Source organism: Mycobacterium sp. 360MFTsu5.1, assembly GCF_000383495.1.
In the GTDB taxonomy this organism is placed as follows: Bacteria; Actinomycetota; Actinomycetes; order Mycobacteriales; family Mycobacteriaceae; genus Mycobacterium; species Mycobacterium mucogenicum_B.
This window is the reverse complement of the sequence record NZ_KB911471.1, coordinates 74,223-90,380: the sequence shown is the minus strand read 5'-3', so window position 1 is coordinate 90,380 and position 16,158 is coordinate 74,223. Positions and strand designations below refer to the sequence as shown.

Annotated in this window: 12 protein-coding genes; 5 read left to right on the top strand and 7 right to left on the bottom strand. The window is 68.5% G+C overall.

Going from position 1 to position 16,158, the window contains the following annotated elements:
* The 3 genes from bioD to H289_RS0123060 are packed head-to-tail and all read right to left on the bottom strand — an operon-like array spanning position 1 to position 3,163.
* Positions 1-693, bottom strand: a complete 693-nt coding sequence (gene bioD, locus H289_RS0123070) for a dethiobiotin synthase (protein WP_020103204.1) — start codon at positions 691-693, stop codon at positions 1-3.
* Positions 690-1,832, bottom strand: a complete 1,143-nt coding sequence (locus tag H289_RS0123065) for an 8-amino-7-oxononanoate synthase (RefSeq protein ID WP_020103203.1) — start codon at positions 1,830-1,832, stop codon at positions 690-692. The genes bioD and H289_RS0123065 overlap by 4 nt, the downstream gene beginning before the upstream one ends.
* Before the next feature lie 38 nt (positions 1,833-1,870).
* Positions 1,871-3,163 (bottom strand): adenosylmethionine--8-amino-7-oxononanoate transaminase, encoded by a 1,293-nt coding sequence (locus tag H289_RS0123060; protein WP_020103202.1) that lies wholly within the window; start codon positions 3,161-3,163, stop codon positions 1,871-1,873.
* A gap of 112 nt (positions 3,164-3,275) precedes the next feature.
* Between H289_RS0123060 and sucT the strand changes: the two genes are divergently transcribed.
* The 4 genes from sucT to treZ are packed head-to-tail and all read left to right on the top strand — an operon-like array spanning position 3,276 to position 11,546.
* On the top strand, positions 3,276-5,429 hold the full coding sequence (gene sucT / locus H289_RS0123055; RefSeq protein ID WP_020103201.1) for an acetyltransferase SucT: 2,154 nt from the start codon (positions 3,276-3,278) through the stop codon (positions 5,427-5,429).
* A gap of 9 nt (positions 5,430-5,438) precedes the next feature.
* A complete protein-coding gene (glgX, locus tag H289_RS0123050; RefSeq protein WP_020103200.1) occupies positions 5,439-7,562 on the top strand; it encodes a glycogen debranching protein GlgX in 2,124 nt (707 codons plus the stop codon).
* Positions 7,562-9,835 carry a malto-oligosyltrehalose synthase gene (gene treY, locus H289_RS0123045; RefSeq protein WP_020103199.1) on the top strand — a complete coding sequence of 758 codons (2,274 nt, stop codon included), beginning with the start codon at positions 7,562-7,564 and terminating at the stop codon, positions 9,833-9,835. The genes glgX and treY overlap by 1 nt, the downstream gene beginning before the upstream one ends.
* The gene (gene treZ, locus H289_RS0123040; protein WP_020103198.1) at positions 9,828-11,546 is read left to right on the top strand and encodes a malto-oligosyltrehalose trehalohydrolase; all 1,719 of its coding nucleotides are present in this window, start codon (positions 9,828-9,830) and stop codon (positions 11,544-11,546) included. The genes treY and treZ overlap by 8 nt, the downstream gene beginning before the upstream one ends.
* Here the strand turns inward: treZ and ilvA are convergent.
* Positions 11,543-12,826: a threonine ammonia-lyase IlvA gene (ilvA, locus tag H289_RS0123035; RefSeq protein WP_029105625.1), complete on the bottom strand. Its 1,284-nt coding sequence runs from the start codon at positions 12,824-12,826 to the stop codon at positions 11,543-11,545. The two genes, treZ and ilvA, sit on opposite strands and share 4 nt — an antisense overlap.
* A 36-nt stretch (positions 12,827-12,862) precedes the next feature.
* On the opposite strand from ilvA, the gene H289_RS0123030 reads away from it, so the two are divergent.
* Entirely contained in the window at positions 12,863-13,612 is a 750-nt protein-coding gene (locus H289_RS0123030; RefSeq protein WP_155944235.1) for a hypothetical protein, read from the top strand.
* Between the two features lie 30 nt (positions 13,613-13,642).
* Here the strand turns inward: H289_RS0123030 and H289_RS0123025 are convergent, their stop codons facing one another.
* The 3 genes from H289_RS0123025 to H289_RS34105 are packed head-to-tail and all read right to left on the bottom strand — an operon-like array spanning position 13,643 to position 15,949.
* Positions 13,643-14,494, bottom strand: coding sequence for a patatin-like phospholipase family protein (locus H289_RS0123025; protein WP_020103195.1), 852 nt, complete (start codon positions 14,492-14,494; stop codon positions 13,643-13,645).
* Complete coding sequence (locus tag H289_RS34110; protein ID WP_502685711.1) at positions 14,491-15,198, bottom strand: sensor histidine kinase; 708 nt, start codon at positions 15,196-15,198, stop codon at positions 14,491-14,493. Before H289_RS34110 ends, H289_RS0123025 begins: the two co-directional genes overlap by 4 nt.
* Positions 15,152-15,949, bottom strand: coding sequence for a cyclic nucleotide-binding domain-containing protein (locus tag H289_RS34105; RefSeq protein ID WP_502685710.1), 798 nt, complete (start codon positions 15,947-15,949; stop codon positions 15,152-15,154). The genes H289_RS34110 and H289_RS34105 overlap by 47 nt, the downstream gene beginning before the upstream one ends.
* Between the last annotated feature and the right edge of the window lie 209 nt (positions 15,950-16,158).

Here is a 16,158-nt window from a genome sequence, read left to right as displayed (position 1 = left end):
TCAGCCGACCAGGCTCGAAATCCATTGCGGATCAAACGCTTTCGCGCTCACGGCAGCGAACTCCCCGGGCGACAACCGGCCCGCGCCGTCGGGCAGCACGGCACGCACCGGAGCGATGTCCGCGAGCGCACCCCGGTTGGATGCTTCCGCGAGCCCCGGCTCCTGCGGCCAACTGCCGATCACCAGTCCGGCGCACGCGATGTCATGCGCGGCAAGCGATTCGACGGTCAGGCCGGTGTGGTTGAGGGTGCCCAGACCCGGTGCGACGACGACCAGGACCGCGGCCCCGAGTTCGACGGCCAGGTCGCGCAACGTCGTGCCGTCGGCGCCGAGTTGGACGAGCAGTCCCCCGGCGCCCTCGACGAGGGTCAGCTGACGGGGCCGGTCGACGTTGCGGACCAGAGCGACCAGCTCGTCGCGCGTCGGCAACTCCATGCCGGCCAATTCGGCGGCCGCGACGGGGGCGAGTGGTTCGGGATAGCGCCAGCCCGGCACGAGCGACGTGACGTCCGCCAGGCGACCCACCTCGGCCAGATCGTCGTCACCGTGGCCGGCGGCCGGCGAGATGCCGGTCTGCACCGCCTTGCACACCGCGACGTCCAGACCGGCCTGGCGGGCGGCACTGGCCAGCGCCGCGGTGGCGATGGTCTTGCCGACGCCGGTATCGGTCCCGGCAACCAGCAGCAGCGTCACGACTGCACCAGCGCGAGCACCTCGCCGAGCACCCGCCCGGCCAAATCCAGTTCGCTGTCGTCGAGCGACGCGCGCGCCGTCAGGCGCAGACGCGAGGTGCCGGCCGGCACCGACGGGGGCCGGAAGCAGCCGACCCGAACTCCGCGGTCCAGGCACGCCGACGCCGCGGCCAGGGCGACCTCGGGGTCACCCAGGATCACCGAGACGACGGCCGAATCAGGCGTGTGGACGGCGCCGCCGAACCGGGCCAGCGTCGCGGCGTGCGTCAGCACGGCCTGCGCCCGCCAGGGCTCGGCGATGAGGACATGCAGCGCGGCCTGCGCGGCGCCGACGGCGGCCGGAGCCAGACCGGTGTCGAAGATGAACGTGCGCGCGGCGTCGATGAGGTGCGCCCGCACCGCGGCCGGCCCGAGCACCGCGCCGCCCTGGCTGCCGAGCGACTTGGACAGCGTCGTCGTCACCACGATGTCGGGCTCGCCGGCCAGGCCGACCTCGTGCACGAGGCCACGGCCACCGGTGCCGCGCACGCCGAGGCCGTGGGCCTCGTCGACGATCAGGAGCGCGCCGTGCCGGCGACAGACCTCGTGCAGGGCGCGCAAGGGCGCGAGGGCACCGTCGGTGGAGAACACCGAATCGGTGATCACGACGGCCCGCTCCTCGGACCGGCTGACCAGAGCGGTCTCCACGGCGCCGACGTCGTTGTGCGGGGACACCACCACGCGCGCTCGGGACAGCCGACAGGCGTCGACGAGTGAGGCGTGGCTGTAGGCGTCGGAGACGACCAGTGCGCCCGGCCCCGACAGCGCCGCCACCGCAGCGATGTTGGCGGTGTAGCCGGACGAGAACACCAGCGCCGACTCGGCGCCCATGAAGTCGGCCAGCTCGGCCTCGAACTCCTCGTGCAGTTCGGTGTTGCCGGTGACCAGGCGCGATCCGCCGGAACCCGCGCCCCAGGTGTGCAGCGCCGTCACGCCGCCCGCGATGACGTCGGGATGCTGGGTCAGGCCGAGATAGTCGTTGGACGCCAGGTCCAGTTCGGTGGCCACCGCGGGCCGGACCCGCAGCGACCGACGCAGACCCGCGGCCCGGCGCTGGCGTTCGACATCGGCGAGCCAGGCCAGCGGCGAGTGATCAGTCATCGGCGCGCTCTCCTGACTCCAGTGCAATTGAACGGTGTTCAGGTTAACGCACGGGCAACGGCGACCACAGCAGAGGTGATCTGGTCGATCTCGTCGGGCGTGCAGATGAAGGGCGGCATCACGTACAGCAGCTTGCCGAAGGGCCGCAGCCACACACCGTGCTCGATCGCGGTGACCGTGGCCAGCGCCATGTTCACGGGCTCGCGCATCTCGACGACGCCGATGGCGCCCAGCACGCGCACGTCGGCGACCGACGGCAGGTCGGCGGCCGGTGCCAGACCGCGCCGCAGCCCGTCCGCGATGGTCGCCACTCGTGTCTTCCAGTCCTCGCTCAACAGCAGCTCGACGGCCGCCACCGACACCGCGCACGCCAGCGCGTTGGCCATGAACGTCGGCCCGTGCATGAGCGCGCCCGGCTCGCCGGAGCTGATCACCCGCGCGATCTCGGCGGTGCACAGCGTCGCCGCCAGCGTCACATAGCCACCCGTGAGCGCCTTGCCGACGCACATGATGTCGGGGCTGACGCCGGCGTGGTCGGCGGCGAACAGCTCGCCCGTCCGCCCGAAACCGGTCGCGATCTCGTCGAAGATCAGCAGCACGTCGTGCCGGTCGCAGATGTCGCGCAGTGCCGTCAGGTACCGCGGGTCGTGGAACCGCATGCCGCCGGCGCCCTGGACCACGGGCTCGACGATGACGGCGGCGAGCTCGTCCACATGCGCGGCCAGCTGGGCCTCGAAGGCCTCGACATAGGCCGGGTCGAATTCCGCGGGCACGCGCGGCGCGAAGATCTGGGGCATCAGCACATCGGTCCAGATCGAGTGCATGCCGCCGTCCGGGTCGCAGACGCTCATCGGGGTGAAGGTGTCGCCGTGGTAGCCGCCGCGCCACGTCATCAGCTTGTGCCGGCCGGGACGGCCGAGGCTGCGCTGGTACTGCAGCGCCATCTTCGCGGCGACCTCGACAGAGACGGAACCGGAGTCGGAGAAGAACACGGTGTCAAGTCCGGCCGGGGTGATCTCGACGAGCAGCTGCGCCAGCCGCGCCGCGGGCTCATGCGTGAGGCCGCCGAACATGACGTGGTTCATCCTGCTCAGTTGCCGGGTGATCGCGGCGTCGAGCACCGGATGCCCGTGCCCGTGCACCGCCGTCCACCACGAGCTCATCGCGTCGATGACCTGCACCGGCCGGCCCTCGTGGATGAGGGTCAGCATGATGCCGTGCGCCTCGGTGGCAACCACCGCCGGCAAAGCCTCGGCGCCGATGGTGCTGTACGGATGCCAGATGTGGGCGGTGTCGATCGCCGAGATTTCGGCAGGGTTCAGCGCTGGCACGAGGACCGAGCCTAATCGCCCGCCGAGCACGTCGAAACGGGCGTGCTCAGCACGCGGGCGACTCGCCGTTACATGAACGTGGCCTGGATCTTGGGTAGATTGACATTCGACCATGACGACTCTTGCAGCACCGCGGCCGGCGTCGCAGCCCGGGTCGGGCAACGCCGAGCGCGTCTCCGACAGCGGTGCGGACGCCGCGGCGGGCAATGCGCCGAGCGCGTTCTACCGCCACGACCTGGACGGCCTGCGCGGCATCGCCATTGCGATGGTCGCGGCCTTTCACGTGTGGTTCGGCCGCGTCTCCGGCGGCGTCGACGTCTTCCTCGCGCTGTCCGGCTTCTTCTTCGGCGGCAAACTCCTGCGGATCGCGCTGACGCCGAACGCGCCGCTGTCCCCCGGTCCGCAGCTGCGCCGCCTGGTCCGTCGCCTGCTGCCGGCGCTGATCGTCGTGCTCGCCGCGGGCGCCGTGCTGACCATCGTGATCCAGCCTCAGACCCGCTGGGAGACGTTCGCCGACCAGAGCCTGGCCAGCCTCGGCTACTACCAGAACTGGGAACTCGCCGAGACCGCGTCGAACTACCTGCGGGCCGGCGAATCCGTCAGCCCCCTGCAGCACCTCTGGTCGATGTCGGTGCAGGGCCAGTTCTATGTCGCGTTCCTGGCGCTGATCTTCGGCTTCGCGTACCTGTTCCGGCGCCGGCTCGGCGACCGGCTCCGGCCGGCGTTCATCGCGCTGCTCAGCGTCCTGACCGTCGCGTCGTTCGTCTACGCGATCTTCGCGCACCAGGCCGACCAGGTGAGCGCGTACTACGACAGCTTCGCCCGCGCCTGGGAGCTGCTGCTCGGCGCTCTCGTCGGCGCGCTCGTGCCGTCCGTCCGGTGGCCGATGTGGCTGCGCAACGTGGTGTCGGTGGTCGCGCTGGCGGCCATCCTGTCGTGCGGCGCCCTGATCGACGGCGTGCGGGAATTTCCGGGGCCCTGGGCGCTGGTTCCGGTCGGCGCGACCATGCTTTTCATCCTCAGTGCCGCAAATCACACCGAGCGGCTGCCGGCGCCGAACCGGCTCCTGGCCACCGGCCCGTTCCTGTCGCTCGGCACCATGGCGTACTCGTTGTATCTCTGGCACTGGCCGCTCCTGATCTTCTGGCTGGCCTACAGCGGCCACAGCCGGGCCCATTTCGTCGACGGCACCGTCGTGCTGCTCGTCTCCGGAGTACTGGCCTGGCTCACCACCCGCTATGTGGAGAACCCGCTCCGCCGGCGGTCGACGACGGGTTCGGCCGGATTCGCCGGGCTGCGGCGGCCCACCGCTGTACTGGGGACACTCGTCGCCGTGATGGGCGTGACGCTCACCGCCACCGCATTCACGTGGCGCGAGCACATGAACACCGCCCGCGCCAACGGCAAGGAACTCGCCACCCTGTCGGCGGTCGACTATCCGGGCGCCCGCGCCCTGCTGCACCACGCCCGGGTGCCGAAGCTGCCGTTCCGCCCGACGGTGCTCGAGGCGCACGACGACGTGCCCGCGACGACGGCTGACAGCTGTATCGCCGACTTCGACGACCTGTCAATCCGAAACTGCACCTACGGTGACGCGCAGGCACCCCGCACCATCGCGCTGGCCGGCGGCTCGCACGCCGAGCACTGGATCACCGCACTGGACCTGCTCGGCAAGCGCTATCACTTCAAGGTCGTGACCTATCTGAAGATGGGCTGTCCACTGTCGACCGAGCAGAACCCGCTGGTGATGGGCGACAACCGGCCGTACCCGAAGTGTTACGAGTGGAACGAGCTGGTCATGCCGAAGCTGGTGGCCGACCACCCGAGCTTCGTCTTCACCACCTCCACGCGGCCCTGGAACATCAAGTCCGGTGACGTGATGCCCGGCACGTACATCGGTATCTGGCAGCGCCTGTCGGATGCGAACATCCCGATTCTGGCGATGCGCGACACTCCGTGGCTGGTCCGGGACGGTAAGCCGTTCTTCCCGGCCGACTGCCTTGCCAGCGGCGGCAATTCGACGTCCTGCGGCATCGCCCGCTCCGAGGTACTGTCCGACCACAACCCGACCCTCGATTTCGTCGCGCAGTTCCCACTGTTGAAACCGCTCGACATGAGTGACGCGGTGTGCCGCCCCGACATCTGCCGCGCTGTGGAGGGAAATGTGTTGCTATACCACGACTCTCATCACCTGTCCGCCACCTACATGCGCACCATGACCGGCGAACTCGGCCGCCAGGTCGGGGCTGCCACCGGCTGGTGGTGAGCTGCCTTCATGGTTGTTGGCGTCTGGCCGGGTAGCGCCTATCCCCTCGGTGCGACCTACGACGGTTCCGGCACCAATTTTTCAGTGTTCTCCGAAGTCGCCGAGCGCGTCGAGCTGTGCCTGATCGCCAAGGACGGCAGCGAAGAACGCGTCAACCTCGACGAGGTCGACAGCTACGTGTGGCACTGCTATCTGCCGACGGTCACGCCCGGGCAGCGGTACGGATTTCGCGTGTACGGACCGTGGGACCCGGCCAATGGACACCGCTGCGATCCGAGCAAGCTGCTGCTCGATCCCTACGGCAAGTCGTTCCACGGCGACTTCGACTTCAGCCAGGCGCTGTACTCCTATGACTTGACGGCGCCATCGGCCACCGGTGAGCCGCCCGGCGTCGATTCGTTGGGGCACACCATGACCAGTGTGGTCATCAACCCATTCTTCAACTGGGACAACGACCGTGTGCTGCGGACGCCGTATCACGAGACGGTGATCTACGAGGCCCACGTCAAGGGTATGACGCAGACGCACCCGGCGATCCCCGAGGAACTGCGCGGCACCTACGCCGGACTCGCCCACCCGGCGATCATCGAGCACCTACGGTCGCTCGGCGTAACGGCCATCGAACTGATGCCCGTGCACCAGTTCCTGCACGACCACCGGCTGCTGGACCTCGGGCTGCGAAACTACTGGGGCTACAACACGTTCGGCTTCTTCGCGCCGCACTACCAGTACTCGGGGAATCAGCACGCCGGCAGCGCGGTCGCCGAGTTCAAGACCATGGTGAAGTCGTTCCACGACGCCGGCATCGAAGTCATCCTGGACGTCGTCTACAACCACACCGCCGAAGGCAACCACCTCGGCCCGACGCTGAACTTCCGCGGCATCGACAACGCCGCCTACTACCGGCTCGATGACGACGACCTGTCGCTCTACAAGGACTTCACCGGCACCGGCAACAGCCTCAACGCCCGTCATCCCCACACGCTGCAGCTGATCATGGACTCGCTGCGGTACTGGGTACTCGAGATGCACGTCGACGGCTTCCGCTTCGACCTCGCCTCGACGCTGGCCCGGGAGTTCTACGACGTGGACCGGCTCTCGGCGTTTTTCGATCTGGTGCAACAGGATCCGGTGATCAGCCAGGTGAAACTGATCGCCGAGCCGTGGGATGTCGGCGAGGGTGGCTACCAGGTCGGCAACTTCCCAGGTTTGTGGACCGAGTGGAACGGGAAATACCGCGACACTGTGCGCGACTACTGGCGGGGCGAGCCCGCGACCCTGGGCGAGTTCGCCTCGCGACTGACCGGTTCCTCGGACCTGTACGAGGCGACCGGCCGCCGACCGAGCGCGAGCATCAACTTCGTCACCTGCCACGACGGCTTCACGCTGACCGACCTGGTGTCGTACAACGAGAAGCACAACGAAGCCAACGGCGAGGACAACCGCGACGGCGAGAGCCACAACCGCTCCTGGAACTGCGGCGTCGAAGGCCCGACCGACGACCCGGAGATCCTCGAGCTCCGCGAACGGCAGCGCCGCAACATCTTCGCGACGCTGATGCTGTCGCAGGGCACACCGATGATCAGTCACGGTGACGAGATCGGGCGCACCCAGCAGGGCAACAACAACGTCTACTGCCAGGACAACACACTGTCGTGGATGGACTGGACCATGTGCGAGACCAACGCGGCACTGCTGGAATTCACCCGAACCGTGGTGGCGTTCCGGCGCAAGCATCCCGTCTTCCGGCGCCGCCGGTTCCTGGCCGGGCAACCGGTACGCAGCACCGGGCAGATCCGCGACATCGCATGGCTGACTCCCGCGGGCGAAGAGATGACGCTCGAGGACTGGGATTCCGGCTTCGGCAAGAGCATCTCGGTGTTCCTCAACGGCGACGCGATACCCGAACCCAACGCCCGCGGTGAGCGCGTCACCGACGACTCGTTCCTGCTGTGCTTCAACGCCCACGACGAGGCACTCGATTTCGTGATTCCCGGCGAGGACTACGGGGCGAGCTGGGCGGCGGCGCTGGACACCGCGGACCCGCACGGCCACACCGAACTGGTGGCCGCCGCCGGCGAGACGATTTCACTGCAGGCCCGCTCGCTGCTGGTGCTACGTAAGACGGCGTGATGACGGTGCCGGTCTCGCCCGTAGTCGCCACGTACCGGCTGCAGATGCGCAGCGACGGAATGACTTTCGACGACGCGTTGGCGCTGCTGCCCTACCTCGACGATCTCGGCGTCTCGCACCTGTACCTGTCGCCGGTGCTGACGGCCGTGACCGGGTCGACGCACGGCTACGACGTCACCGACCCGACGGCCGTCTCGGCGGAGCTCGGTGGGCCGGAGGGCTTTTCCCGGCTGTCCGCCGCCGCGCGGGCGCGCGGCATGGGGCTCGTCGTCGACATCGTGCCGAACCACGTCGGCGTCGAACAACCCGAACAGAATCCGTGGTGGTGGGACGTCCTGACGCACGGTCGGGCATCACGCTTCGCCCACTTCTTCGACATCGACTGGGATCTGGACCCCGACGGCCGAATCGTGTTGCCGGTGCTGGGTTCCGACTCCGACGTCGATGATCTCGCCGTCGACGGTGACGTGCTGCGGCTGGGTGACCGGACCTGGCCGATCCGGCCCGGCACCGGCGCCGGCACGGCCGCAGAGGTCTATGCCCGGCAGGCGTACCGGCTGACGGGCTGGCAGTCCGGTTCCTGTGGCTACCGGCGGTTCTTCTCCATCACCTCACTGGCGGCGGTGCGCCAAGAGGACCTCGACGTGTTCGACGCCAGCCACGCCGAGATCGCGCGCTGGTTCCGTAACGGGCTGGTGGACGGTTTGCGGGTCGACCACATCGACGGGTTGACCGATCCCGCAGGCTATCTCGTGCGGCTGCGGGAACTGGCCGGAGACGACGCCTGGATCGTCGCCGAGAAGATTCTGGCCGCCGACGAGCCGCTGGACCCCAGCCTCCCCATCGCGGGCACCACCGGCTACGACGTGCTGCGGGAGATCGGCGGGCTTTTCGTCGACCCCGACGGCGCCGCCGCGCTGACGGAGCTGGCCCGCGAAACCCATAGCGATGCCCGGGAACTGAAGATCAAGGCCGCCACCGAAACCCTGGCCAGCGAGCTGGCCCGGCTGTGCCGTGCGATCACGCGGGCCGCCGGCGGCGACGATCCCGCCCTCCCGGCCGCCGTCGCCCAACTGCTCAGCCATGTCGGCGTGTATCGCACCGACTACCCCGTGCTGGCCGCGACGTTGCCCGAAGCCATCAACCAAACCCTCAGCACCGCACCGGAACTGGCATCGGCGCTGCAGCTGGTCGTCACCGCCCTCGAGCAGCCTGAACCGGCGGCACGGTTGCAGCAGTTGTGCGGAGCGACGACGGCCAAGGCCGTCGAGGACACCCTCTTCTACCGTGACGCGCGGCTGGTGTCGTTGAACGAGGTCGGTGGCACACCGGAGAGGTTCGGCATGAGCACGGCCGAGTTTCACCAGCGTGCCGTGGCGCGCGCACGCGACTGGCCCGCCACCATGGTGACGCTGTCCACACACGACACCAAGCGCGGCGAGGATGTGCGGGCCCGCATCACGGTGCTGTCGCAGTGTGCCGAGCACTGGGCGCAGCGCGTCGGCCGCTGGAACACGGTGTGCGTACCACCCGACGAGGGCACCGGATTGTTCCTGTGGCAGAACATCATCGGTGTCTGGCCCACTGCCGGCGACGTCGACGACGCCGTCCGCGCGCGGCTGCACTCCTATGCCGAGAAGGCGATTCGCGAAGCCGAGCTGCACACCGACTGGGAGCAGCCGGACCGGGAGTTCGAAGATGCGGTCCACGACTGGATCGATGCGCTGATCGACGGCCCGATCGCGACCGAGATCACCACGTTTGTCGGGCAGCTCGACGAGGCCGCGCGTTGCGATGCCGTCGCGCAGAAACTGCTCGCCCTGACGGTGCCGGGTATCCCCGACATCTACCAGGGCACCGAACTGTTCGACGACAGCCTGGTTGACCCCGACAATCGCCGTCCGGTGGATTTCGCTCTCCGACAGCGTGAGCTCGATACCTTGAACCACCCCAAGATTCGGGTCGTGGCGGCAGCGTTGCGGTCACGCCGGGAGCGGCCGGCGACGTACCTGTCGGGCGACTACACGCCCGTCGCCGCCGACGGTCCCGCCGCTGACCACGTGATCGCATTCCAGCGGGGTACCGACGTTCTGGTGGTCGTCCCCCGCTGGACGCTGAAGCTCAACGAATCCGATTGCGCCGAAACCACTCTGGCTTTGCCAGCCGGCGACTGGACCGACCGGCTGACCGGCCGCACCTGGTCGGGCACCGTCGCCGCCAACACGCTGTTCGCCGAACTGCCCGGCGTACTTCTGGAGAAAGCCGATGGCTGACCACGAATTCTCGGTCTGGGCGCCCACACCGAACGACGTCGCACTCGACGCCGACGGGATCCGGTATCCGATGACCCGCTCCGACGACGGGTGGTGGCGCGTCACCGTCGACGTGCCGGCCGACGTCCGGTACGGCTTCGTCCTGGACGACTCCGAACCACTGCCCGACCCCCGTTCGCCGCGGCAACCCGATGGCGTGCACGGGCTTTCGCAGCTGTGGACATCCGCGCCGCCGGCCCCCTGGCCCGGCCGCGCCATCGACGGCGCGGTGATCTACGAACTGCACGTCGGCACGTTCACCGCGGCCGGCACGTTCGACGCCGCAATCGAGCGGCTGGACCACCTCGTCGACCTCGGTGTGGACTTCGTCGAACTCATGCCGGTCAACGCCTTCAGCGGCAACCACGGCTGGGGCTACGACGGCGTGCTGTGGTACGCCGTACACGAACCCTACGGCGGCCCTTCGGGTCTCGTGCGCTTCGTCGACGCCTGCCACCAACGGGGCCTGGGCGTGCTGCTCGACGCGGTGTTCAATCACCTTGGCCCATCAGGGAATTACCTGCCCAAGTTCGCGCCGTACCTGACGGCGGGCCGGACCCCGTGGGGTGAGGCGATCAACATCGCCGCCGCCGACTCCGATCCGGTCCGCCGGTACATCATCGACTGCGCCCTGCGCTGGATGCGGGACTTCGGCATCGACGGCCTGCGACTGGACGCGGTGCACGCGCTGGTCGACACCACGGCCGTTCATCTGCTGGAAGAGCTGGCCACCGAAAGCGATGCGTTGGCAACCGAACTCGGCCGCCCGCTATCCCTGATCGCCGAGAGCGACCTCAACGACCCGCGGCTGATCACCCCGCGTGACCGTGGCGGCTACGGCCTCGCCGCCCAGTGGGACGACGACATCCACCACGCCATCCACACCGCGGTGTCCGGCGAACGGCAGGGCTACTACGCCGATTTCGGGTCGATGCAGGCACTCGCCACCACCCTCGCACGTGGCTTGTTCCACGCCGGCACCTACTCGTCGTTCCGGCGCCGGCGCCACGGCCGGCCGCTGGACACCACGAGCATTCCGGCCACCCGGCTGCTGGCCTATACCTGCACGCACGATCAGGTCGGCAACCGGGCGATCGGCGACCGCCCGTCGCAGAACCTCGACTTCGGACAGCTGGCGGTCAAGGCCGCGCTGGTCCTCGGATCGCCCTATACGGCAATGCTTTTCATGGGCGAGGAGTGGGGCGCGTCGACACCGTTCCAGTTCTTCAGCTCACATCCCGAACCCGAGCTGGCACGCGCGACGGCCGAGGGCCGCAAGGCCGAGTTCGCCGACCACGGCTGGGCCGCCGACGACATCCCCGATCCGCAGAATCCCGCCACGTTTCAGCGTTCCAAGCTCGACTGGGACGAGGTCGGCACGGGCGAGCACGCCCGGCTGCTGCGGCTCTACCGCGACCTGATCACGTTGCGGCGCACCGAACCCGACTTCGCCGACCCGTGGCTGGACCACCTGCGCGTCGAGTTCGACGAGGCCGACCGCTGGATCGTCATGCATCGCGGGGCGTTCGCCGTGGCGTGCAACCTCGGTGAGCAGCCCGCCGTCGTGCCCGTCACCGGCGAGTCGGTCCTGAGCTCAGCCGAGCCGCAGATCGGGACAAACGCCACGACACTGCCCGGCCACAGCTTCGCGATCCTCCGTCGACGCCCCTAGGTCAGGTAACGGTAAGCCGGTGACCCCGGCTCCAACGGCTCCACGTGGATGCCCGAATTGTGCATCCGCTCCAGCAGCCCGTCGAAGTTGGCGGCCGAGCCGAGTTCGATGCCGACGAGCGCGGCGCCGGTCTCCCGGTTGTTGCGCTTGACGTATTCGAACAGGGTGATGTCGTCGTTGGGCCCGAGCACCTCGTCGAGGAACCGCCGCAGCGCGCCGGGCTCCTGCGGGAAGTCCACCAGGAAATAGTGCTTGAGACCCAGATGCACCAGTGACCGCTCGAGCACCTCGCCGTAGCGCGAGACGTCGTTGTTGCCACCGGAGATCAGGCACACGACCGTCGAGCCGGGCTCGACACCGTTCTCCATCAACGCCGCCACGGACAGCGCGCCCGCGGGCTCGGCGATGATGCCCTCGTTCTGGTACAGGTCGAGCATTGCGGTGCACACGGCGCCCTCGTCGACGGTCGTCACCGACACCATGTCGCCGGCCGCGGCGAGCGCCGCGTAGGTCAGCTCGCCGGCCCGGGCCACCGCCGCGCCGTCGACGAACTGGTCGACGTGCTCCAACGTGACCGGCTCGCCCTTGGCGAGCGCCGCGATCATCGACGCCGCACCGGCGGGCTCGGCGCCGAGCACGGCGGTCGCCTTGGTGTGCGCGGTCAGGTAGGTGGTGATGCCGCTGATGCAGCCGCCGCCACCCACCGGCACGATCACCAGGTCGGGTTCGCCGTCCAGCTGCTCGAGGATCTCGACGGCGATGGTGCCCTGCCCGGCCATGGTGCGCAGGTCGTCATACGGCGGGACCAGCGTGGCGCCCGTCCGGGCGACGTCCTCGAGCGCGGCCTCGGCGGCCAGGTCGTAGGTGGCGCCGCCGACGATCAGCTCGATGAAGTCGCCGCCGTGGTAGCGGATGCGGTCCCGCTTCTGCTTGGGGGTCTTGGCCGGGACATAGACGCGGCCGTGCACACCCATCGAGCGACAGGCCAGCGCGAAACCCTGGGCGTGGTTGCCCGCCGACGAGCACACCACACCGGCGGCCTTCTCCTCGTCGGAGAGCTGCATCAGCAGGTTGTAGGCACCGCGCAGCTTGTACGAGCGCACCGCCTGCAGGTCCTCACGCTTGAGGTACACCTGGGCGCCGGTCAGCGCCGACAGCCGGTCGCTGTACTGCAGCGGGGTGCGGGTGACCACCGAGGAAATTCGCCGGGCAGCCGCATCGATGTCGGCCGCGGCAAGCGGCGACGTCCTGTGGGTTCCCTGGCTCAGCTCGGCAGACACCATCTAATGGTGTCATCTCGGTGCAAAACTGAGCGCATGGACCCCACTCCAGAACCCTTGCCGCCGGCGGTCAGGACATTCGTCGAGCGGACACACCGTCTGACCAGCAACGCCGAACACCATGTGCCGTCGTGGCTCCGCCCGGGTGATCCGGAGAACCGGCTGCCGGTGATCGTCGCGATCCTGGCGGCGGTGACGTTGCAGCGCGCGATCCCTGTGCAGTACACCGTCCCGGAAATACCCCGGTGGCCGTTGATCACTCTGGAGCTGCTGCTGGTGGCCGTCCTGATGATCATCAATCCGGTGCGGCTGTCCCGCCAGACCACCGTCGGCCGCTGGACCATGATCGTGCTGACCGCGGCGATCACGCTCGACAACACGGCATCGGCGATCATCCTCGACCTGAACATCCTGTCCGGCAAGGTGAGCAACGACGCGGGCGTCCTATTGGGCAGCGGCGCAGCGATTTTCATCACCAACATCATCGTGTTCGGCATCTGGTACTGGGAGCTGGACCGTGGCGGCCCGTTTGCGCGGCGGGCCGGCGACAACCCGTACCCGGATTTCCAGTTCCCGCAGATGAGCGACCCGCAGAACGCCAAACCCAATTGGCGCCCGACTTTCGTCGACTACCTGTACACCAGCTACACCAATGTGGTCGCGTTCTCGCCCACCGACACCATGCCCCTGTCGCGCTGGGCCAAGACGATGATGACCGTGCAGTCGATGGTCGCAGTGTCGACCACCGCGCTGGTGGTGGCGCGCGCCGTCAACGTGCTCAAGTAGGCCCCCGCAGACGCGCGGAGCACGGCGGACTCAGCCGCAGTCGCGATGGGGTTCGAGCAGTTCGGCCTGCCCCACCTCGGGTCGGGTGGTCGGCAGCCACCGCCGCGTCGACTCGAGCGACCGTTCGATGAGCTCGCCCGAACGGGAGAAGTCGATCGGCGACACCCGCACCGGACACAACGGCGGCACCACATGCAGTTCGACCGCTCCCTCGAACCGCTCGACGTCCGTCGCCAGCCGCCGATTGATCGCCAGCGTGAACGCGTGCATCGCCATGGCCAGTGCGGCGCGCGGCGGTTCCGGCATGGCGCACGAGTAGCCCGTCGGCAGCACCCACACCTCGGTCGCGCCCAGTTCCACCGCATAGGACAGCGGTGTGTTGTTCACCACGCCGCCGTCGACCAGATCGCGTCCGCCGATCCGCACCGGCGGCAGGACCGCGGGGATGGCGGCGCTGGCGACGATCGAATCGACGGCGTCGCCCGACGACAGGAGGACGTCCTGCCCCGAGAGCACGTCGGTGGCCACCACATGCAGTGGCGTGGGCGCGTCCTGCAGCCGCCGGAACCGCAGATTCTGGCGGAGCAGCGTGCGGATGCCGATATCGGAAACCAGATGCGGCCGGCGCCCCAGAAACCCGAGCAGTCCCATACTCGGGCTGGTCGGGAACACTTTGCGGCGCGACAGGGTCCGCCACAGATCGGCCAGCGCCAGGGCCCCGTCGTGGTCGGACCGCCCCGCGATCCAGCCGCCGTTGAGGGCACCGACAGAGGTGCCGACGATCAGATCCGGCTTGATGCCGGCCTCGGCCAGACCCAGCAGCATGCCCACCTGGATGGACCCCAGGCTGCCGCCGCCGGACAGCACGAACGCCGTGGTCATGGTCTTTCTCCGTCCTCCGCCGCGGGTTGTAGCGGAAGCCGCACGACGAACGTGGTGTCGCCCGGTTGTGAGGCCACGAACAGCTCCCCGCCGTGCCGGTCGACAACGATCTGCCGGGCCAGGTGCAGGCCCAGGCCGGTACCTTCACCGAGCGGTTTCGTGGTGAAGAACGGGTCGAAAATGCGCCCGCGGATGTCGGCCGGAATTCCGCCGCCGGTGTCGCTGATCTCAATCCGGACCGCATCGTCCTCGAACCGGCTGCGCACCGTCAGTCTCCCTGAGTCGGCCGGCCGCATGGCGCCGATGGCGTTCTCGATGATGTGCGTCCATACCTGATTGAGTTCGGCTGGATGGCAAAGCAATTCAGGTATCGACGGGCCGAAGTCCGTGATCACTTCGACCGGCGTACCCGCGCCGATCCGGCCGGCGAACATCCGCAGGGTACTGGTCAGAAGTGCGTCGACGTCCGCGAACTGGAACGGCGCGCTGTTCAGCTGGGTGTACTGCTTGACGTCGGTGACCAGACCCGAAATCCGTTGTGCGGCATCATGAACCTGATGGGTCAGCAGTTCGGCCTCGACCCGGTGCCGCAACCATGTCACGGCCCGCGGCAACCAGTCCGGCTGCCGGTCACCCGGCACCAGCTGTGCGAGCCATTCACAGTCCAGGCCGGCCTCGACGAACGTCGGCGCCATCCCAAGCATCCGGTATCCCCCGGTTGGACAACCAGTCCCCGACCTCATCCTCCAGGTCGCTCGCCTGCATCGCCGACAGCGGCCGCCCCGACGTAGCGGCCACCTTCGCGACCACGTCAGTTTGCGCCCGACCCAGGAAAGTCAGGGCCGCGCTGTCGAATTCGCTGTCCACCAGTGGCGCGAGGAGAGCATCCAGCCGGCTGCGCAGGTCGGTCGCGGCGCGGACGACGGCCGCCACCGGGTTGTTGAGTTCGTGCGTCAAACCGGCCGAGAGCTGTCCGAGCGCCAGCATCCGGTCCCGTTCGTCGGCGACGCGGTGCTGCTTCTCCGCGGTCTCCGCCAGTCCATCGATGAGGTGCACAGCCATCGGGAACTGGCTCTTGACGAAAGCACCGAATTCGTCGGCAGGCATGACGAAGAACCGCGTCCGCCGGGTGGCCCGCACCGAGAACCGGTTCCGGTCATGACCGACGGGGCTGAACGCCGACCGGGCACCGAAGTAGACGCCGGGCTGCGACGTTCGATCGATCTCCAGTTCCCGGCCGCCGGCACGCTTGGAGAGCACCAATTCGCCGTCGATGAGTACCCGCAGCGGCGTGACGGGGTCGCCTTCGGCGATGACCGGCCCCGGGCCGAACACCTCGATGTGACCGGCGTGACAGAGCTGCGCCAGCTGCTCGTCCGTCAACGACTCGAACAGGAACAGTTCCCTCAGTTCCTCGGGTAGGCACTGCTGGCGGTCACCACCGACGTCTGTCACGCCGACACACTAAGCCCGCCCGGCCGATGGGCCGCGGTCATTCGGATCAATCCGCGTCCGGGTCACAACACGACGCGCACCGGAATCGAGACGACTCGGATGCGTCATTCACGCACTCGATCCGGTCCCGCACCCCTGCCCGGCAGCTGGCGTCGACGCCCCGTGTCGCCGGTCACGGAATTGCTCACCCCGCCCGAACATCCGCTAGA